Source organism: Streptomyces sp. NPDC005302, assembly GCF_040607345.1.
Classification (GTDB): domain Bacteria; phylum Actinomycetota; class Actinomycetes; order Streptomycetales; family Streptomycetaceae; genus Streptomyces.
The window spans coordinates 64,677-83,072 of record NZ_JBEXGN010000012.1; the positions used below are offsets into that span (position 1 = coordinate 64,677).

The following is an 18,396-nucleotide window of genomic DNA, read 5'->3' on the forward strand; positions in this document are numbered from 1 at the left end:
GTCGCACCACCAGTCACCGAAGGGGACGGTGCGTGCACCGAAGGGGGAGGCAGACGTGACGGAGGACGTCCTTGGGACCCACCGGCGCAGGGAACTGCGTGAGTTCCTGATGAGCCGCAGGGCGCGGGTGTCGCCCGCCGAGGCCGGACTCCCGGACGGCGGCGCCCGCCGCCGCACACCGGGGCTGCGCCGTGAGGAGGTCGCCGTCCTCGCGGGCGTGGGCGCCTCCTGGTACCAGTGGCTGGAACAGGGGCGGGACATCTCCGTGTCGCCGCAGGTCCTCGACGCGGTCGCCCGGGTGCTGCGGCTCAGCAACACCGAGCGGCGCCATCTGTACACGCTGGCCGGACTGAACCCGCCCGCGCCCGAAGTCGCCCCCGGGGACCGGGACATGTGCGACGGGCTGCGCCGGCTGATCGACACCTGGATGCCGTATCCGGCGCACATCATGGACCCGTACTACAACTGCGTGATGTACAACGACGCCGCCTCGGTGGTCCTCGGCATGCGCCCGGAGAACACCCAGAACTGCATCGTCGACTTCTTCACCGACCCGCTCTACCGGGGCCGTTCACGCACCTGGGAGCGGAACGCGCGGACCGTCGTCGCCCAGTTCCGCGCCTCCTGCGCCGCCGCGCCCAACGACGAGGGCTTCCACCAGGTGCTGGCCCAACTGGCCGAGGTGGGCGAGGAGTTCGCGCGGCTGTGGGAGGAGCGGGACATCGAGGACGCCGGTCAGATCAGCAAGGAGCTCGACCATCCGCTCGTGGGGCTGCTCGCCGTCGAGTCGACCGCGATGAAGGTGCCGGTCCGACCCGACCTCACCATCGTGCTGCACACCCCGCTGCCGGAGGCGAACACGGCGGCGAAGCTGGAGTGGCTGGCGTCGCCGGAGGGCCGGCGGGGGGCGATGTACCCGGTGGCGGGGTGACCGGCGGTCCGCGGTGACCTGCCGCGTCCGCCGACCCGTCGGCGGAGGTCCGCTCCGGCACTTCGTATGCTCTGGTCATGACCGACAGCAGCGCGCTCGACCCCGAGGACCGCAAGATCGTCACCCTGGCCCGCTCCGCGCGGGCCCGCAACGGCGTCCCCGAGGGTGCGGCCGTACGCGACGAGACCGGGCGGACGTACGTCGCCGGGACCGTGGACCTGCCCTCGCTGCGGCTGAGCGCCCTGCGGACGGCCGTCGCGATGGCCGTGGCGTCCGGGGCGAAGTCGCTGGAGGCGGCGGCCGTGGTCTCCGAGGCGGAGGCCCTCGCCGACACGGACCGCGCGGCCGTGTCCGACCTCGGCGGCCCCGGGACACCGGTGCTGCTGGCCGGACCCGACGGCGCCGTGCGCCTGACGGTCACCGCGGGCTGAGTCCGGGCCCCCGCCGTACCCGGGGGCGCCGGAGGGGACGTCGACCGCCGCTCAGAAGCCGAGCTTGCGGAGCTGGCGGGGGTCCCGCTGCCAGTCCTTGGCGACCTTCACGTGCAGGTCGAGGAAGACCGGCGTACCGAGGAGCGCCTCGATCTGCTTGCGGGACTTGATGCCGACGTCCTTCAGCCGCTTGCCCTTCGGGCCGATGACGATGCCCTTCTGGCTGGGCCGCTCGATGTAGACGAAGGCGTGGATGTCGAGCAGCGGCCTGTCGGCGGGCCGGTCCTCGCGCGGCAGCATCTCCTCGACCACGACCGCGATGGAGTGCGGCAGTTCGTCGCGCACACCCTCCAGGGCGGCCTCGCGGATCAGCTCCGCGATCATGACCTGCTCGGGCTCGTCCGTCAGGTCGCCCTCGGGGTAGAGCGCGGGTCCCTCCGGCAGCAGCGGGACGATCAGGTCGGCCAGCAGACCCACCTGCTGGTCGGCGACCGCCGACACCGGCACGATCTCCGCCCATTCGAATCCCAGCTCGCGCCCGAGCTGGTCGATCGCGATGAGCTGCTCGGCGAGCGTCTTGCTGTCGACGAGGTCGGTCTTCGTGACGATCGCGATCTTCGGCGTCTTCTTGATCGACGCGAGTTCCTTCGCGATGAAACGGTCACCCGGGCCGAGCTTCTCGTTCGCGGGCAGGCAGAAGCCGATCACGTCGACCTCGGCCCAGGTCGTGCGGACGATGTCGTTGAGCCGCTCGCCCAGCAGGGTGCGGGGTTTGTGCAGGCCAGGGGTGTCGACGAGGATCAGCTGCGCGTCGGCCCGGTGCACGATGCCGCGCACCGTGTGCCGGGTGGTCTGCGGCTGGTCCGCGGTGATCGCCACCTTCTGGCCGACCAGAGCGTTCGTGAGGGTGGACTTGCCCGCGTTGGGGCGGCCCACGAAGCAGGCGAAGCCGGCGCGGTGCGGTCCCGCGGCCTCGGGGGCGTGCGAGGTGCCCCCGTCCTCGGACGGCTCGGATGACTGGTTGCGAACGCTCATGGCGCCCATTGTCCCTGATCGTCGGGGGCCCGCTGTACCAAGCTGTTCGAGTCGCCGGAACCGGGTCCCCGGCCACCTGGGTGAAGACCGGCGGAGATCTTACGGAGCGGGGCGGGAGCGCCTACGATCACCGGGGTCCCGGGCGACGGCACCCCGGTTCCGCAGCCCCTCCCCCGCCGCCTGTCCCACCCGCCGCGCAGAAGGTCGAGCCCGGGCATGAAGCTCATCACCGCGATCGTCAAGCCCTACCGCCTCGAAGGGGTCAAGACCGCACTCCAGGAGATCGGCGTGCACGGCCTGACCGTCACCGAGGCCAGCGGATACGGGCGCCAGCGCGGCCACACCGAGGTGTACCGCGGCGCCGAGTACCAGGTCGACCTCGTTCCCAAGGTGCGGATCGAGGTCGTCGTCGAGGACGCGGACGCCGACGCGGTCGTCGACGCGGTGGTCAAGGCCGCGCGGACCGGCAAGATCGGTGACGGCAAGGTGTGGATCGTCCCGGTGGAGACGGTGGTGCGGGTCCGCACGGACGAACGCGGACCCGACGCGCTCTGAGCGCCGACGGCACGGCGGCCGCCCCCCTCTGGGACGGGCCGGTCACGCCCGTCCGGCGGCCGCTGTCATGCTCTGCAGGCCCACCACGCGCAGCAGTTGCAGGCGCTCGTGGGACTCGCTGCCGGGGCGTGCCGTGTGGACGACGAGGAGCTGGTTGTCGCCGGAGCCGAGCAGCAACTCGCAGTCGAGCTCCATGACGCCGACGGTCGGATGCACGAACCTCTTCGTCGCCGCCCGCCGCACCGCGACCTCGTGCGACTCCCACAGTTCGGCGAACTCCCGGCTCGTGGCGAGGAGTTCGGCCACCAGCGCGGCCGGCGCCGGATCGTGCGGGCGGGCCGCGGTGACCGCGCGCAGGTTGGCGACGTGGGAGCGGGCGTGCTCGGGACGGTCCTCGGAGGGGAACAGGGCCTGGGAGCGCGGGTCGGTGAAGAACCGCCGGACGACGTTGCGCCCCGGCTCCGCCTCTCCGGTCAGCGCCGCCGAGAGGGCGTTCTGCGCGAGGACGTCGCCGTAGTCGGTCATGACCATCGCGGGCGCGTCGTGCAGCCGGTCGAGGATCAGCAGCAGCCCGGGGCGGACGTGCGTCGACGCGCTGCCGGCCCGCGGCGGCTCCTCGCCCACCAGGTGGAAGAGATGGTCGCGCTCGTCCGCGGAGAGCCGCAGCGCCCGCGCCAGCGCGCCCAGCATCTGGCGGGAGGGGCGCGGGCCTCGCGACTGTTCGAGGCGGGTGTAGTAGTCCACCGACATGCCCGCCAGCGCCGCCACCTCCTCGCGGCGCAGACCCGGTGTACGGCGGCGGGAACCGGCCGTCAGCCCCACGTCGGCGGGGTCCAGACGGGCGCGGCCGCGGCGCAGGAAGTCGGCGAGTTCGGCTCGGTTCACCCCTCCAGCGTGACCCGGATCGCCGGACTTATCCAGGCACTGCCGGTCCCCGGATCAGGAGGTCTCTCCCGTCCGGCCCGGCACCGGGGGACGGTGGAGGCCGACGAGAGGAGCACATCATGCTGACACTGGTGACCGGAACGACGGGCGAGGTCGGACGCCGCTTCGTCCCCCGCCTCCTGGCGCAGGCACCCGCGGGGGACCGGGTCCGGGTCCTGGTCCGCGACGAGGCCCGCGCGGCGGCCGTCGCCGGCCTCGGTGCCGAGATCGCCGTCGGTGACCTGCGCGACGCCGAGACCCTCGGCAAGGCCCTGGCGGGCGTCGACGCGGTCGTGAACATCGCGGCCGCCTTCCGCGGGGTACCGGACGAGGAGGCCCGGGCGGTGAACCGGGACGCCGCCCTGGAGCTCGGCCGCGCCGCCGAGGCCTCGGGCGTGCGACGGTTCGTGCAGGTCAGCACGAACCTGGTGTACGGGAAGGGCCGTGGCCGTCCGCTGGCCGAGGACGACGAGAGCGTGCCGGGCGGCGACATGTGGGGCGCTTACCCGGCGTCCAAGGCGGAGGCGGAGCGCGGTCTGCTCGCCCTGCGGGGAGGCATGGACGTCCGGATCGGCCGCCTGGCGTTCGTCTACGGGGAGGGCGACCCGCACCTCGCCGCGTCGATGCGATGGGCCGGGAACTGGGCCGCCGGGCAGCGGTTGCAGATGGTCCACCACGCGGACGTCGCGCAGGGCCTGCGGCGCATCCTGTACGCCCCCGGCGCGGCGGGCCGGATCTACAACATCGCCGACGACGCCCCCGTCACCGCCGTCGACCTGCACCGGATCAACGGCGTCGAGGTGCCGCCCGCCCTCTACGAGCGCACCGACCCCGACCCCTGGAACGGTGTCGTCTCCACCGACCGCATCCGCCACGACCTGGGATTCCGCCCGATCCACCCCACCGTGTGGAGCGCCCGCGACGCCGGGGCCCTGTGACCGGGCGCGTCCGCCGCCGTCCAGCCCGTCCGCCTCGCCCGGCCCGCTGTCAGTCGACCCCCTTGATCCGCCCCACCAGCACCGCCCCCGCGAGACCGATCACCGCCGCTACCGCGTACAGCACCCGGTAGCCGCCCAGATACGTCACGACCGGCGCCGCCAGGACGGGCGCGGCGACCTGCGGGAGGGCGTTGGCGATGTTGATGACACCGAGGTCCTTGCCGCGGTCGGCGGCCGTCGGCAGGACGTCCGTCATCAGGGCGAAGTCCACGGAGGTGAACACGCCGAAGCCGACGCCGAGGACGGCCGCCGCGACGATCGCGCCGGGCCAGGTCTGCCACCCCGCCAGCGCCGCGGTGGCCACCGCCATCAGGACGCCGGACCAGACCACGAACGGTTTGCGGCGGCCCACCCGGTCCGACCACACTCCGCCGACCACGACGGTGGCGAGCAGCGTGACGCCGTTCACCGCGGTGAGGATCAGGACGCCCTGCTCGGGGTCGTCGTGGTGCAGCCGGTCGCGCAGGTAGTAGAGCAGGTACAGCAGCACGAGGGCGTTGCTGAGGTTGATGAGGAAGCGGGTCAGCCACGCCCACGCCAGGTCGGGGTGGCGGCGCGGGCTCAGCCGGAAGGAGCCGAGGAAGGCCCGCCGGGACCAGGCGGGCCGGGCCGCCGCCGGAAGCCGCAGATCCTCGTACCGCAGCACGTACGGCAGGACACCCGCCAGCGTGAACACCGCACAGGCCGCGTAGCCGCCCCCGGTGCCTCCCGCCGCCGTCGCCAGTGCCGTGCCGCCGACCACGCCGAGGATCTGCGCGGCGCCCAGCCAGCCGCCCACCGATCCCCGCTGGAACCGGGGCACCCGGTCGGGGACGGCGGCCGTGACCGCGGCGAACGCGGCGTTCAGCGTGAGCTGGACCAGGCACCAGCCCGCCGCCGCCGTCCACGGACCGTCCGCCCGCCCCAGGAGCAGCAGGGACAGCGCGCCGCCCGCCGCTCCGGCCACGATCCACGGTGTACGGCGGCCCCGCCGCGAGGTCGTCCGGTCGGAGAGCGCGCCGAACAGCGGGTTGGCGATCAGCGAGACGACCGCGCCGGCCCCCGTGATCCAGGCCAGCAGCGACTCCTTGGACATGCCGGTGCCGGGCGCGAAGTCCTCCGCCTGCGCGGCGAGAAGGATCTGCAGAGGCCCGTACCAGCCCACCCAGATCGCCCCGTTGGCGAGCGAGAGCGCCGACGTCCAGCCCCGGCCCACCCGTTCGACGGGCTCGGCGAGCGCCCCGGCGGGCACGGCCGGTCCGGTCGCGGTCATCTCCGTGTCCGCAGCGCGTCCCGCAGCCACCGGTAGGAGGCCTTCGGCGTCCGCTCCAGGGTGTCGAAGTCGACGTGGACGAGACCGAAGCGGCGCGCGTACCCCTCCGCCCACTCGAAGTTGTCCAGAAGCGACCAGACGAAGTAGCCGCGGATGTCCACGCCCTGCTCCGACGCCCGGTGCAGGGCGCGGACATGGCCGTCCAGGAAGGTGATCCGTTCCTGGTCGTCGATGCCGTCGTAGGAGCAGCCGTTCTCGGTGATGACGACGGGCGGCAGTCTGTCCCCGTAGCGCTCGCGGAAGCCCGTGAGGAGTTCGGTGAGCGCCTCGGGCACCACCGGCCAGCCGAAGTCCGTCACCGGGTACCCCTCCAACTCGTGGACGGTGAAGGGGAGTTCGGCGGGCAGGCGGAGGCCGCCGAACTCGATCTCGGTTCCCTCGGGGGCGCCCACGCGGGTCGGCTGGTAGTAGTTGATCCCGTACCAGTCGAGGGGCTCCCCGATGACCTTCAGGTCCGCCTCGACGTCGCCGGGCATCAGCGCCTCGATGCCGTCGGGATAGCGGCCGAGCAGGACCGGGTCGGCGAACAGGCGGTTGAGCAGCAGGTCGTAGAAGTCGGCCGCCGCCACGTCCTCCGCGCTGTCCGAGGCCGCCCAGGTCGGACCGTGCGAGTTGGCGATGCCGATGTCGCCCGCGCCGGCCGCGCGCAGCGCCCGGACGGCGAGACCGTGGGCGAGGAGCTGGTGGTGGGCCACCGGCAGCGCGTCGAACAGGAGCCGACCGCCGGGGGCGTGCGCGCCGAGCGCGTGGCCCAGCAGGGTGTGTTCGGCGGGCTCGTTGAGAGTGATCCACTTCGTGACGCGGTCACCGAGGCGTTCGGCGACGGTCGCGGCGTACGCGGCGAACCGCTCGGCGGTGTCCCGGTCCAGCCAGTCGAGCTCCACCGGCAGGTCCCAGTGGAAGAGCGTGGGAACGGGCCGGACGCCCGCCGCGCACAGGGCGTCGACGAGACGGTCGTAGAAGTCGAGACCGCCGGGGGAGTTCACCCGGGGCCAGGAGACCGAGAAGCGGTACGCGTCCACGCCGAGTCCGGCGAGGAGCTCCACGTCCTCGGGATAGCGGTGGTAGTGGTCGCAGGCCACCGCCGCCGTGGAGCCGTCCTTGACGTGGCCGGGCTCGGCCGTGAACGCGTCCCACACGGACGGGGCGCGTTCACCGGCGGCCCCCTCGATCTGGTGGGCCGAGGTGGACACGCCCCAGAGGAAGCCGGGCGGGAACTGCGGGAGGGGGTTCGTCGCCATGCGCGCGATCATCCGTACCCCGGGTAACGGAAGTCAACGGTGCTGCCGCGACGGGAAGTTGACCCTCCCCGCCGGGCCCCGCCGCAGTGCCGCCCGCTAGGCGCCCTCCTTGAGCACCCGGGAGATCAGCTCGCGCTGCTCCTCCGTGAGGCTCGGGTCGGCCGCGTGGACCGTCGTGCCGTCCACCGTGATCCGGTAGCTGAAGCCGTCCGGGACGCCGGGCGGGGGAGCGCCCCGGCCGGCGGCGAGCGTCCGCTCGGCCAGGACGTGCCAGTCATCCGCGTCGGGCCGCCCCGCGGTGTCCACCTCCGCACGGCGCTCGATGCCCGCGAACCCGCCCGTGCGCCTCACCTGAATACGCATGGGTCCTGTCTAGCCGAGTCGGACGCCCGCGGCCACGGCCCCGGCGCGGAACGGCACCCTCTACGTGGCCGGAACCCCCACCTGCTCCCAGGCCTTGCCGACCGCCTGGAGTTCCTCCCCGTCGTTGTACCGGGAGCGCGCCGCGGCCAGCGTGAGCCGCGCGAAGTCCGAGAACAGGGCCTGCTGCGGCAGCTCCCCACCGGTCAGGACGTCGTACCAGATCTGCCCTGCCCGCTCCCACGCGTGCCCGCCGAGCGCCTCGGCGACGAGGTAGAAGGCGTGGTTGGGGATGCCGGAGTTGATGTGGACGCCGCCGTTGTCACGGCCGGTGCGGACATAGCCGTCCATCGTCCCGGGCTGCGGGTCCTTGCCGAGCACGTCGTCATCGTACGCGGTGCCCGGCGCCTTCATGGAGCGCAGCGCGGAGCCGGTGACGCGCGGGGCGAGGAGCCCCGCGCCGATCAGCCAGTCGGCCTCGGCGGCACTCTGGCCGAGCGTGTACTGCTTGATCAGCGACCCGAACACGTCCGACATCGACTCGTTCAGGGCGCCCGGCTGGCCGAAGTAGGTGAGGTTCGCCGTGTACTGGGTGACCCCGTGGGTCAGCTCGTGCCCGATGACGTCGACCGGGATGGTGAAGTCGAGGAAGATCTCCCCGTCCCCGTCGCCGAACACCATCTGCTCGCCGTTCCAGAAGGCGTTGTTGTAGTCGTTGTCGAAGTGCACGGTGGCGTCGAGCGGCAGGCCGTCGCCGTTGATCGAGGAACGCTGGTACGCGTTCAGGTAGAGCTCGAAGGTGGCACCGAGGCCGGCGTACGCACGGTTGACGGTGGCGTCCGTGCCGGGCTCCTCGCCCTCGCCGCGGACCCGGGTGCCCGGGAGGTCCTGCCCGTGGCGCGCGTCGTAGATCGTGCGGTGCGGCTGCCCGCCCGCCGCCTCCGGCGGAGCGGCGACGGAGGGCGCGCCGAGGACGGTGGTCAGCCGCCGGTGGGTGCGCTCGTACGCGTCACGCTCCAGGGTCTGGCGGGCGGGACCGGCGAGCGCGGGGTCCTCGCTGCTCGCGAGTCGGTCGAGGACGTGGGGCGGCACGATGGTGCAGAAGACGGGCTCGAAGCCCCCGTTGGTGGTCATGCCCGGCACCCTTGCACTGAGTTATGCCACTGTCACTACCCGCAACCATGATTGGTGAAATGCGGCGAAAGGGAGCCGGATCGTCCGCCCGGAATTGGTATGACGCACGTTTTGTCCTCTTCGCCACCCGTGATCCCGCATACTGATACGGCCCCCCGTGGCAAGCGCGACTCGGTTAGGCTGCGGAGCATCATGCGTTTCGGGCTGCTTCTCCTTAGCTGCCGCGGCGAGGGCCTGTAGTCGAGGCCGACCCCCTCCCCGCGGAGTCTGGTGTTGCGCCGTCGGCCGTCCTTTCGGACATCCTGAGGAGCCCACGCATCATGGCGAACAGCCACAGCAGCGAGCAGACCCGCGCCAACCGCCAGCGTCCCACGTCGATGCCGGTCCACAAGTACGGCCGGTACGACCAGGTCGACATCCCCGACCGCGACTGGCCGAACAACCGGATCACCGTCGCCCCCCGCTGGCTCTCCACCGACCTGCGTGACGGCAACCAGGCCCTGATCGACCCCATGTCGCCCGCGCGCAAGCGCGAGATGTTCGACCTGCTGGTGAAGATGGGCTACAAGGAGATCGAGGTCGGCTTCCCGGCGTCGGGCCAGACGGACTTCGACTTCGTCCGCTCGATCATCGAGGACGAGACCGCGATCCCCGACGACGTGACGATCTCCGTACTGACCCAGGCCCGCGAGGACCTGATCGAGCGGACCGTCGAGTCGCTGAAGGGCGCCCGGCGCGCCAACGTCCACCTGTACAACGCGACCGCCCCGGTCTTCCGCCGCGTCGTCTTCCGCGGCTCCAAGGACGACATCAAGCAGATCGCCGTCGACGGCACCCGCCTGGTCGTCGAGTACGCGGAGAAGCTGCTGGACCCCGAGACCGAGTTCGGCTACCAGTACAGCCCCGAGATCTTCACCGACACCGAGCTGGACTTCGCCCTGGAGGTCTGCGAGGCGGTCATGGACGTCTGGCAGCCCGGCCCGGGCCGCGAGATCATCCTCAACCTGCCCGCCACCGTGGAGCGTTCGACGCCCTCCACGCACGCGGACCGCTTCGAGTGGATGGGCCGCAACCTGTCCCGCCGCGAGCACGTCTGCCTGTCGATCCACCCCCACAACGACCGCGGCACCGCCGTCGCCGCCGCCGAACTGGCGCTGATGGCCGGTGCCGACCGCGTCGAGGGCTGCCTGTTCGGCCAGGGCGAGCGCACCGGCAACGTCGACCTGGTCACCCTGGGCATGAACCTGTTCTCGCAGGGCGTCGACCCGCAGATCGACTTCTCCGACATCGACGAGATCCGCCGTACGTGGGAGTACTGCAACCAGATGGAGGTCCACGCCCGTCACCCGTACGCCGGCGACCTCGTCTACACCTCCTTCTCCGGCTCCCACCAGGACGCCATCAAGAAGGGCTTCGACGCCATGGAGGCCGAGGCGGCCGCCAAGGGCGTCACCGTCGACGACATCGAGTGGGCCGTCCCGTACCTGCCCATCGACCCCAAGGACGTCGGCCGCTCCTACGAGGCCGTCATCCGCGTCAACTCGCAGTCCGGCAAGGGCGGCATCGCGTACGTCCTGAAGAACGACCACAAGCTGGACCTGCCGCGCCGGATGCAGATCGAGTTCTCGAAGATCATCCAGCAGAAGACGGACGCCGAGGGCGGCGAGGTCACCCCGTCGGACATCTGGGCGACCTTCCAGGACGAGTACCTGCCCAACCCCGCGAACCCGTGGGGCCGCGTCCAGGTCAGGACCGGCCAGTCCACCACCGACAAGGACGGCGTGGACACCCTCACCGTCGAGGCCACCGTCGACGGCGCGGACACCGTCCTGAGCGGTACCGGCAACGGCCCGATCTCCGCGTTCTTCGACGCCCTGCAGTCCATCGGCATCGACGTACGCCTGCTGGACTACCAGGAGCACACGATGAGCAAGGGCGCCTCCGCACAGGCCGCCTCCTACATCGAATGCGCGATCGGCGACAAGGTTCTGTGGGGAATCGGCATCGACGCGAATACGACACGTGCCTCGCTGAAGGCCGTCGTCTCCGCCGTCAACCGCGCCGCCCGCTGACCCGTTCCACCTGCGTCTTTCCGGCCCCGTCCGCCTTGTGAGGCGGGCGGGGCCGCAGTCGTGTACCGGCCAAAGCGGGCCGGGGTCACGGACGGGTCTCGTCCGGGGTACTGACGGCGCCTCGACAATGTGGCTAACATCACGCCAGCGCGGCGATGTTGCCGTGGCGTTACGGAGGTGTGCGACGTGCTGCCAGGATGGGGACGAAACGGTCGCTCGGTTCAGGTTCCCCGCATCCTGGGCACCCGTACGGCGTGGAGCACCGTCGGCGACGGCGAGTTCTTCTGCCCCGGCTGCGGAGGCGACCGCAACTACCAGCGGCTCACCGGACGCCGCCGCTTCACCCTCCTCGGCCTGCCCGTGCTGCCGCGCGGCGAGACCGGGCCCGTCGTCGAGTGCGCCGCCTGCCACCACCACTACGGCGCCGACGTCCTCGACCACCCCACCACCACCCGCTTCTCCGCGATGCTCCGCGACGCCGTCCACACCGTCGCCCTCGCCGTCCTCGCCACGGGCGGCGGCTGCGCCCGTACGTCCCTGGAGACCGCGGCGTCCGCCGTCCGCTCGGCCGGCTTCGACGACTGCACCGAGGACCAGCTCGGCGCCCTCGTCGAGGCACTCGCCGCCGACACCGGCCGCCTCTTCGGCGAGCCCTGCGGAGCGAGCCTGGCCATAGAGCTCCACGAGGCACTCGACCCGCTGGCCCCGCACCTCGCCCCCACCGGCCGCGAGGCGATCCTCCTCCAGGGCGCCCGTATCGCCCTCGCCGACGGCCCCTACACCCCCGCCGAGCGCGACGTCCTCGCCACCGTCGGCGCGGCCCTCACCATCTGCTCGGACGACGTCACCCGCCTCCTGGCGACGGCCCGCACCCCCTCCTGAACCCCTCCGGGGTCCCACCGCCCCGCCGCCCGCGCCCGCTTCCCGACCGGTGCCCGCGACCATCCGCCGCGACAACGGAGTGAACCGACACCCCGTCAGCGTGCCGTCGCCCCACAGGTATTGCTGTGCCACCCGACGCCCACTAACTTCTCCCAGGACATCCCACGTCCCATGTCCGACGTGGTCCGCGCAGTCCGCGTAGTCCAGGGAGTGCCATGACCGTCACGACCCGCATGGCCGCGTTCGCCAGTGCCGCAGGACTTCTCACCGCCCTCGCCGCCACCGGCGGCACCGCCTCCGCCGCGCCCCTGCACGGCCGGGACTGCACCTCCTCCGTGCCCTACACCGCGGGCCGCGGCGGCTACGACACGTACCGCATCCCGGCGACCGTCACCACCCGCGCAGGCACCCTGCTGGCCTTCGCCGAAGGGCGGCACAGCGGGGCCGGCGACACCGGCGACATCGACGTCGTCCTCAGACGCTCCCCCGACAAGGGCTGCACCTGGGGCCCGCTCCAGGTCGTCGCCTCCGGTGACGGCGACACCCGCGGCAACCCCGCCCCCGTCGTCGACCCCCGCACCGGCCGCGTCGTCCTGCTCACCTCCTACAACAGCGGCGCCGTGAGCGAGGCGCAGATCATGCGCGGCGAGGTCACCGCCGAGCAGAGCCGCCGCGCCTTCGTCCAGACCAGCCGCGACGACGGCCGCCACTTCACCGCGCCGCGCGACATCACCGCCGCCACCAAGCTGCCCGACTGGCGCTGGTACGCCACCGGTCCCGGCCACGCCGTCGCCCTGCGCCACGGCCCGCACGCCGGACGCCTCGTCGTCCCCGCCAACCACTCCGCCGCCCCGCCCGCCGGCTCCACCGACACCGGCCAGGAAGCCAGGTACTACGGCGCCCACGCCCTCTACAGCGACGACGGCGGACTCACCTGGCGACTCGGCTTCGTCGACGACTCCTACGACGGGACGGACAACTCCAACGAGAGCACGGTCGCCGAACTCCCCGACGGGCGGCTCTACTTCAGCGCCCGCGACCAGAACGGCACGAGCCCCGGAAACCGCCTCGACACCTACTCCAGCGACGGCGGCGAAACCCTCGACCGCCCCTACACCGTCCAGCCCACCCTGAACGACGTCCCCGTCGTGCAGGGCAGCGTCCTCCAGCTCACCGGCGGCCCCACCGCACCGCTCCTGTTCGCCGGCCCGTCCGTCCCCACCGCCCGCCGCTCCATGGCCCTGTGGCGCAGCACGACCGGGGGCGCCGCCTTCACCCGGGCGTCCACCCTGTCCACGGACCCGGCCGCCTACTCCGACCTCGTCCAGCTCGGCCCGTCCCGCGTCGGGATCCTCTACGAGACCGGCGTCACCGGCCCCTACGAGACCATCACCTTCCGGCGCCTGCCCGTGAACGGCCTGCCCGGCTAGCCCGAACCCGGACAGCCCGAGTCGGGACGGCCCGAGCAGGGACAGCCCGAGTCCTGGCGGCGCGGGCCGGGCGGCATCGCCCGGCCCCCTACAACAGCCCGGCCCCCGCCAGGTACTTGCCCACCCGCTCGACCTCCGCCTCCGACAACGGCACCTGCGGCTCCGCCGTCGCCGGACACGCGATGACGCCCCGCAGGAACAGCGCCGCCTTGAACGCGCCGAGCGCCGACGAACTCCCGCCCATCCGGGCCGGATCGCCGACGTCCACCATCCCGAACAGCTCACACAGCCGCTCCTGCTCCGCCCGCGCCCCCTCGACGTCGCCCGCCGCGCACAGGTCGTACAGCCGCACGTAGCCCGCCGGGTCGACGTTGGCGAGCCCCGGCACCACACCGTGCGCGCCCAGGGCGAGCGCCGCGTCGACGACGACCTCGGAACCGGTGAGCGCGGTGAACCCGCCGACCCCGGGCAGATCACGGGCCCCCGTGACGACCGAGCGGAAGGAACCGAGGTCGCCGCTGGAGTCCTTGAGGCCCACGAGGACACCCTCCGCGGCGAGAGCGAGGACCAGCTCCGGGCGCAGCTTGGTGTGCACGGAAGCCGGCAGGTCGTACGCGAAGACCGGCAGCCCCGCCCCGGCCGCGACGAGCCGGAAGTGCCGGGCGATCTCGGCGGGATGGGTGCGCGTGTAGAACGGGGCCGTCACCACGACCGCGTCCGCGCCCGCGGCCCGCGCGGCCCGCACGTGGTCCAGGACCCGCGGCGTCGTCATGTCGATCGCACCGGCCAGCACCGGCAGCCGGCCCGCCACGTGCCCGGCCGCCGTCTCCACCACCAGCCGGCGCTGCGCGTCCGTCAGATAGGCCACCTCGGACGTCGAACCCAGCACGAACAGACCGTGCACCCCGGCATCCATCAGATGGTCGATCAGCCGGACGAGCGACGGGACGTCCACCTCGCGGTCCGGCGTCAAAGGCGTGCAGACGGGCGGTACGACACCGGTCAGCGGGGCGGGGAAGGTCATGAAGGCTCCCTGATGTGCTGCTGGAACATGGCGTCGGCCAGGGCGGTGGCCGCGGCGGCGGACGCGGCCTGCGCGACCAGGTCACGCGTCGACCGGCCCTCCTCCACAGGATGGTGACACCGGAAACGGTGCCCCGGCGCCGACGCGGCCGTGAACTCCGGCATCCGCTCCGCGCACTCCTCGTCCGCCCTCCAGCACCGGGTGCGGAACGGGCAGCCGCTCGGCGGGCGCGTCGCCGACGGGACGGGCCCGGTCAGCGGAATCGGATCGACCGGCTCCAGCAGGCCCGGCGTCGCCGAGAACAGCGCCCGCGTGTACGGGTGCCGGGACCCGCCGGTGACCTCCCCCGCCGGCGACTCCTCCACCACCCGCCCCAGATACATCGTGATCACCCGGTCGCTCATCCGCCGCACCGTCTGGATGTCGTGCGATACGAACACCAGCGCCAGACCGAGGCGTTCCTTCAGGTCGAGGAGCAGGTTGAGGATCTGCGCCCGCACCGACACGTCCAGCGCGCTCGTCGGCTCGTCCGCCACCACCAGCCCCGGATCCAGCGCCAGAGCCCGCGCGATCGCCACCCGCTGGCGCTGCCCGCCCGACAACTGGCCCGGCAACGCGTCCGCGAGAGCCCGCGGCAGACCGACCAGAGACATCAACTCCCGGACCCGGTCCTCCCGTTCGGCCGGGGTGCCGCGCCGGTGCACGTCCAGCGGGTCACGCAGGATCCGCCGCACGGACAGCCGACGGTTCAGGGCCGTCGACGGATCCTGGAAGATCATGCCCGTGCTCGCGCCGACCGCCGTGCGCCGCACGTCCGGCTTCAAAGACCACAGATCGTCGCCGTGGAAGGTCACCGTGCCCGACGTCGGCCGCTGCACCCCCACCAGCACCTTCGCCAGCGTCGACTTACCGCACCCCGACTCGCCGACCACCCCGACCGTCTCCCCGGGCGCGACCGAAAGGCCGACACCCGTCAGCGCGTACACCCGGTCCCGGGTGAACACCCCGCCGCTGCGTGCCCGGTGCACCACGTGCGCGTCCGTGAGCCGCACCAGCGGCTCCGCCCCGAAACTCGCCCTCTCCGTCACCGGCCCGGTCATCCCAGAGCCCCCGGCATCCGCTGCGCAGCGTTCACTTCACGGCCTCGCTCTCCGTGGTCACCAGGTCGACGGCCGGACGATGACAGGCCGCCGTGTGCGTGGGCGTGCCCACCAGGGCCGGCGCGGTCGACCGGCACACCTCGGCCGCCAGCGGACACCGGTCGGCGAACCGGCAGCCGGCCGGGAAGTCGGCGGGGGAGGGGACCACCCCCTTGATCTGCGTCATCCGCTCGGCCGCCGACTCCAGCGACAGCACACTGCCCAGCAGCCCCCGCGTGTAGTGGTGGGCCGGCGACTCCACCAGGTCCGCCGTCACCCCCGTCTCGACGATCTGCCCGCCGTACATCACCACCACCCGGTCGGTGACCGCGGAGACCAGCGCCAGATCGTGCGACACGAGGACCAGCGCGAAGTCCAGCTCCGCCCGCAGACGCAGCAGCAGCTCCATCACCTGCGCCTGCACCGTCACGTCCAGCGCCGTCGTCGGCTCGTCGGCGACGATGAGACGCGGTTCACGGGACAGCGCCATCGCGATCAGCACCCGCTGACGCTGCCCGCCCGACAACTCGTGCGGATAGCTCCGCAGGGTCCGTTCGGCGTCCAGACCGACCAGCTCCAGCAACTCGGCGGCGGTGCGGCCGCCACCACGACGTACCACCTGCTTCAGCTGCGCCCTGATCGTCATCGCCGGGTTCAGCGACGACAGGGCGTCCTGGTAGACCATCGCCATCTCGTGGCCCAGCAGCCGGCGCCGTACCCGCATCGGCTCGCCCACCAGCTGCCGTCCGTCGAACCGGACCCGGCCGCGGACCCGGGCGCCCTTCGGCTCCAGGCCCATCACCGTCAGCGCGGTCAGCGACTTCCCGCACCCCGACTCACCGACCAGGCCCAGCACTTCACCGGGATACACCTCGAAGCCGATGCCGTCGACGATGTCCACCCCGCCGTGCCGGTCATCGAACCCGATCGCCAGGTCCTCGACGGCGAGGACCGGCCGCGGGGCGTCGGGCCGGGGGCGGGCCCGGGACCGCAGCCGCGCGGCCGCCTCGGCGAGCCCGGGCAGTTCGAGGACCGTGCCGCTGCCCGGCTCCGGGGCCTGGAGCCGGTCCTCGGCGGGCGGCACCGGCACCTCCCGGGCCGCGGGCGCCGCCCACGCGTCGGAGACCCCCTCGGAGAGGATGTTCAGACACAGCACGGTGAGCAGCATCAGCAGCCCGGGGAAGACCGTCGCCCACCAGCCGCCCGTCAGCACCATGTTCTTGCCGTCGGCGATGACACTGCCCCAGGACGGGTCCGGAGGCCGCACACCCGCGCCGATGAACGACAGCGACGCCTCGAACACGATCGCCTCGGCGACCTGCACGGTGCAGAACACCAGCACCGGCGCCGCACAGTTCACGGCCACGTGCCGCAGCACGATGTGCGGGGTACGGGCGCCGATCACCTGCTCGGCCGTCACGTAGTCCTCCCCGTACTGATCGAGGACGTTCGCCCGGACGACCCGCGCGACCGGCGGGGTGAACAGGAACGCGATCGCGCAGATCAGCACGGTGATGCCGCCGCCGAACACGGCGACCAGCACGGCCGCCAGCGCGATGCCGGGGAACGCCATCACCACGTCCAGGCAGCGCATCAGCGTCTCGTCGACCCCTTTGCGGGACGTCGCCGCGAACGCCCCGAGGAGCGAGCCCACCACGAGGGCGAGCGCGGTGGCGCCGAGACCGATCGCCAGCGACCAGCGCGCCCCGTACATCAGCCGGCTCAGGATGTCCCGGCCGAGACTGTCCTGCCCCATCCAGTGGCCCGCGGACGGATGACCCGTACCGTCCACCGGCGGCAGCTGGTCGAGCGGGTCGTGCGGGGCGATCAGCGGCGCGAACAGTGCCACCAGCACGACCACGGCCAGGAAACACACCGCGATCCGCGACAGCGGCGGCAGCCTGCGCCAGCCGCGCAGCCGGACACCGGGCCGGGCGAGGACCCCCGCCAGTTCCTTCCGCGTGAACATCAGGACGCTTCCCTCAGTCGTGGGTTGACCAGCAGATACAGGAGGTCGATGACGAGGTTCACCACCACGAACCCGGTGGCCGTGGTCAGGACGACGCCCTGCACGACCGCCGGGTCGCCGTTCTGCACGGCGTCGATCATCAGCTTGCCCATGCCGGGCAGCGAGAAGATCGTCTCGATGACGACCGCGCCGCCCAGCAGATAGCCCACGCGCAGGCCCAGCACGGTCAGCGGGTTCATCAGCGCGTTGCGCAGCACGTTGCGGCCGACGACCACCCGGGGCGGCAGCCCGCTGCCGATCGCGGTCCGCACGTAGTCCTTGTCGAGCTCCTCCACCACGGACGTCCGCACGATCCGGGTGAGCTGCGCGGCGACCGGCAGGGACAGGGCGAGCGCGGGCAGCGCCATCGTCCTCAGCCAGCCGGTGAGCGAGTCGGCCGGGTTGATGTAGCCGCCGGTCGGGAACCAGCCCCGGTCGACGGCGAGGTACTGGATCATCAGCAGCGCCAGCCAGAAGCCCGGCGCGGCGACCCCGGTCAGTGACACGACCCGGATGATCTGGTCCGGCAGCCGGTCCCGGTAGATCGCCGCCGTGACGCCGCCGAGCAGTGCCAGCACCACGGCGATGCCGAGGCCCAGGAACGTCAGCTGGAGGGTGAGCGGCAGCGCGGTGGTGACCTGCTCGACGACCGGTGCCCGGGTCAGCGCGCTGGTGCCCAGGTCGCCGTGGAGGAGGTCCCCGACGAAGTGGACGTAGCGCACGGGCAGCGGGTCGAGCAGCCCGTTCCGCTCCCGGAAGTCGTGCAGCTGTCCGGGGGTGGGGTTGGCGCCCTGGAAGAACGCGGACGCCGGGTCGACGTCCGAGAACCGCATCACCAGGAACACGAACAGGACGATCCCGAGCATCAGCGGCACGAGCAGCGCGACGCGGCGCAGCAGGATCCTGACGATGACGACCAC

The 18,396-nt window shown here is 72.5% G+C and carries 17 protein-coding genes; 7 read left to right on the top strand and 10 right to left on the bottom strand.

Annotated features, from left to right (window positions below; all coding sequences use genetic code 11):
- Window positions 1-109: 109 nt before the first annotated feature.
- A complete protein-coding gene (locus tag ABZT74_RS19705) occupies window positions 110-931 on the top strand; it encodes a helix-turn-helix transcriptional regulator (protein WP_356436625.1) in 822 nt (273 codons plus the stop codon).
- A 77-nt stretch (window positions 932-1,008) separates the two neighbouring features.
- The gene (locus ABZT74_RS19710) at window positions 1,009-1,362 is read left to right on the top strand and encodes a cytidine deaminase (RefSeq protein ID WP_356172963.1); all 354 of its coding nucleotides are present in this window, start codon (window positions 1,009-1,011) and stop codon (window positions 1,360-1,362) included.
- Window positions 1,363-1,413: 51 nt separating this feature from the next.
- Here ABZT74_RS19710 and era read toward each other — a convergent pair whose 3' ends face one another.
- A complete protein-coding gene (era, locus tag ABZT74_RS19715; RefSeq protein WP_355863542.1) occupies window positions 1,414-2,406 on the bottom strand; it encodes a GTPase Era in 993 nt (330 codons plus the stop codon).
- 207 nt (window positions 2,407-2,613) lie between these two features.
- Between era and ABZT74_RS19720 the strand changes: the two genes are divergently transcribed.
- Entirely contained in the window at window positions 2,614-2,952 is a 339-nt protein-coding gene (locus ABZT74_RS19720; protein WP_356172965.1) for a P-II family nitrogen regulator, read from the top strand.
- Window positions 2,953-2,994: 42 nt separating this feature from the next.
- On the opposite strand, the gene ABZT74_RS19725 is transcribed toward ABZT74_RS19720, so the two are convergent.
- Window positions 2,995-3,837, bottom strand: coding sequence for a helix-turn-helix transcriptional regulator (locus ABZT74_RS19725; protein WP_356436435.1), 843 nt, complete (start codon window positions 3,835-3,837; stop codon window positions 2,995-2,997).
- 119 nt (window positions 3,838-3,956) lie between these two features.
- On the opposite strand from ABZT74_RS19725, the gene ABZT74_RS19730 reads away from it, so the two are divergent.
- Window positions 3,957-4,814 carry an NAD(P)-dependent oxidoreductase gene (locus ABZT74_RS19730; RefSeq protein WP_356436438.1) on the top strand — a complete coding sequence of 286 codons (858 nt, stop codon included), beginning with the start codon at window positions 3,957-3,959 and terminating at the stop codon, window positions 4,812-4,814.
- A 49-nt stretch (window positions 4,815-4,863) separates the two neighbouring features.
- Here ABZT74_RS19730 and ABZT74_RS19735 read toward each other — a convergent pair whose 3' ends face one another.
- From ABZT74_RS19735 to ABZT74_RS19750, 4 genes are all read right to left on the bottom strand, one after another.
- Window positions 4,864-6,126, bottom strand: coding sequence for an MFS transporter (locus ABZT74_RS19735; protein ID WP_356436441.1), 1,263 nt, complete (start codon window positions 6,124-6,126; stop codon window positions 4,864-4,866).
- Window positions 6,123-7,427 (bottom strand): GH1 family beta-glucosidase, encoded by a 1,305-nt coding sequence (locus ABZT74_RS19740; protein ID WP_355863552.1) that lies wholly within the window; start codon window positions 7,425-7,427, stop codon window positions 6,123-6,125. The genes ABZT74_RS19735 and ABZT74_RS19740 overlap by 4 nt, the downstream gene beginning before the upstream one ends.
- Window positions 7,428-7,523: 96 nt before the next feature.
- The gene (locus tag ABZT74_RS19745) at window positions 7,524-7,790 is read right to left on the bottom strand and encodes a protealysin inhibitor emfourin (protein ID WP_355863554.1); all 267 of its coding nucleotides are present in this window, start codon (window positions 7,788-7,790) and stop codon (window positions 7,524-7,526) included.
- Between the two features lie 60 nt (window positions 7,791-7,850).
- Complete coding sequence (locus tag ABZT74_RS19750; protein ID WP_356436444.1) at window positions 7,851-8,921, bottom strand: M4 family metallopeptidase; 1,071 nt, start codon at window positions 8,919-8,921, stop codon at window positions 7,851-7,853.
- 320 nt (window positions 8,922-9,241) lie between these two features.
- Here ABZT74_RS19750 and leuA point away from each other — a divergent pair, with 320 nt between their 5' ends.
- The 3 genes from leuA (at window position 9,242) to ABZT74_RS19765 (ending at window position 13,305) form a co-directional block, all read left to right on the top strand.
- Window positions 9,242-10,993, top strand: coding sequence for a 2-isopropylmalate synthase (gene leuA / locus ABZT74_RS19755; protein WP_356436447.1), 1,752 nt, complete (start codon window positions 9,242-9,244; stop codon window positions 10,991-10,993).
- Between the two features lie 186 nt (window positions 10,994-11,179).
- Complete coding sequence (locus tag ABZT74_RS19760; RefSeq protein ID WP_356436450.1) at window positions 11,180-11,875, top strand: TerB family tellurite resistance protein; 696 nt, start codon at window positions 11,180-11,182, stop codon at window positions 11,873-11,875.
- A 215-nt stretch (window positions 11,876-12,090) separates the two neighbouring features.
- Entirely contained in the window at window positions 12,091-13,305 is a 1,215-nt protein-coding gene (locus ABZT74_RS19765; RefSeq protein WP_356436453.1) for a sialidase family protein, read from the top strand.
- A gap of 88 nt (window positions 13,306-13,393) precedes the next feature.
- Here the strand turns inward: ABZT74_RS19765 and ABZT74_RS19770 are convergent, their stop codons facing one another.
- The 4 genes from ABZT74_RS19770 to ABZT74_RS19785 are packed head-to-tail and all read right to left on the bottom strand — an operon-like array spanning window position 13,394 to window position 18,396.
- Window positions 13,394-14,329 (bottom strand): dihydrodipicolinate synthase family protein, encoded by a 936-nt coding sequence (locus ABZT74_RS19770; RefSeq protein ID WP_356436456.1) that lies wholly within the window; start codon window positions 14,327-14,329, stop codon window positions 13,394-13,396.
- Window positions 14,326-15,417, bottom strand: a complete 1,092-nt coding sequence (locus tag ABZT74_RS19775) for an ABC transporter ATP-binding protein (protein WP_356436459.1) — start codon at window positions 15,415-15,417, stop codon at window positions 14,326-14,328. Before ABZT74_RS19775 ends, ABZT74_RS19770 begins: the two co-directional genes overlap by 4 nt.
- A 43-nt stretch (window positions 15,418-15,460) precedes the next feature.
- Window positions 15,461-17,437, bottom strand: a complete 1,977-nt coding sequence (locus ABZT74_RS19780) for a dipeptide/oligopeptide/nickel ABC transporter permease/ATP-binding protein (RefSeq protein ID WP_356436462.1) — start codon at window positions 17,435-17,437, stop codon at window positions 15,461-15,463.
- Entirely contained in the window at window positions 17,437-18,396 is a 960-nt protein-coding gene (locus ABZT74_RS19785) for an ABC transporter permease (protein ID WP_356172994.1), read from the bottom strand. The genes ABZT74_RS19780 and ABZT74_RS19785 overlap by 1 nt, the downstream gene beginning before the upstream one ends.

What these genes read in the sequence shown, in the direction of transcription:
- ABZT74_RS19730 (WP_356436438.1), top strand. Translation starts at nt 3,957, where the DNA reads ATGCTGACACTGGTGACCGGAACGACGGGCGAGGTCGGACGCCGCTTC.
- leuA (WP_356436447.1), top strand. Translation starts at nt 9,242, where the DNA reads ATGGCGAACAGCCACAGCAGCGAGCAGACCCGCGCCAACCGCCAGCGT.
- ABZT74_RS19710 (WP_356172963.1), top strand. Translation starts at nt 1,009, where the DNA reads ATGACCGACAGCAGCGCGCTCGACCCCGAGGACCGCAAGATCGTCACC.
- ABZT74_RS19750 (WP_356436444.1), bottom strand. Translation starts at nt 8,921, where the DNA reads ATGACCACCAACGGGGGCTTCGAGCCCGTCTTCTGCACCATCGTGCCG.
- ABZT74_RS19780 (WP_356436462.1), bottom strand. Translation starts at nt 17,437, where the DNA reads ATGTTCACGCGGAAGGAACTGGCGGGGGTCCTCGCCCGGCCCGGTGTC.
- ABZT74_RS19745 (WP_355863554.1), bottom strand. Translation starts at nt 7,790, where the DNA reads ATGCGTATTCAGGTGAGGCGCACGGGCGGGTTCGCGGGCATCGAGCGC.
- ABZT74_RS19740 (WP_355863552.1), bottom strand. Translation starts at nt 7,427, where the DNA reads ATGGCGACGAACCCCCTCCCGCAGTTCCCGCCCGGCTTCCTCTGGGGC.
- ABZT74_RS19735 (WP_356436441.1), bottom strand. Translation starts at nt 6,126, where the DNA reads ATGACCGCGACCGGACCGGCCGTGCCCGCCGGGGCGCTCGCCGAGCCC.
- ABZT74_RS19765 (WP_356436453.1), top strand. Translation starts at nt 12,091, where the DNA reads ATGACCGTCACGACCCGCATGGCCGCGTTCGCCAGTGCCGCAGGACTT.
- ABZT74_RS19770 (WP_356436456.1), bottom strand. Translation starts at nt 14,329, where the DNA reads ATGACCTTCCCCGCCCCGCTGACCGGTGTCGTACCGCCCGTCTGCACG.
- era (WP_355863542.1), bottom strand. Translation starts at nt 2,406, where the DNA reads ATGGGCGCCATGAGCGTTCGCAACCAGTCATCCGAGCCGTCCGAGGAC.
- ABZT74_RS19720 (WP_356172965.1), top strand. Translation starts at nt 2,614, where the DNA reads ATGAAGCTCATCACCGCGATCGTCAAGCCCTACCGCCTCGAAGGGGTC.
- ABZT74_RS19705 (WP_356436625.1), top strand. Translation starts at nt 110, where the DNA reads ATGAGCCGCAGGGCGCGGGTGTCGCCCGCCGAGGCCGGACTCCCGGAC.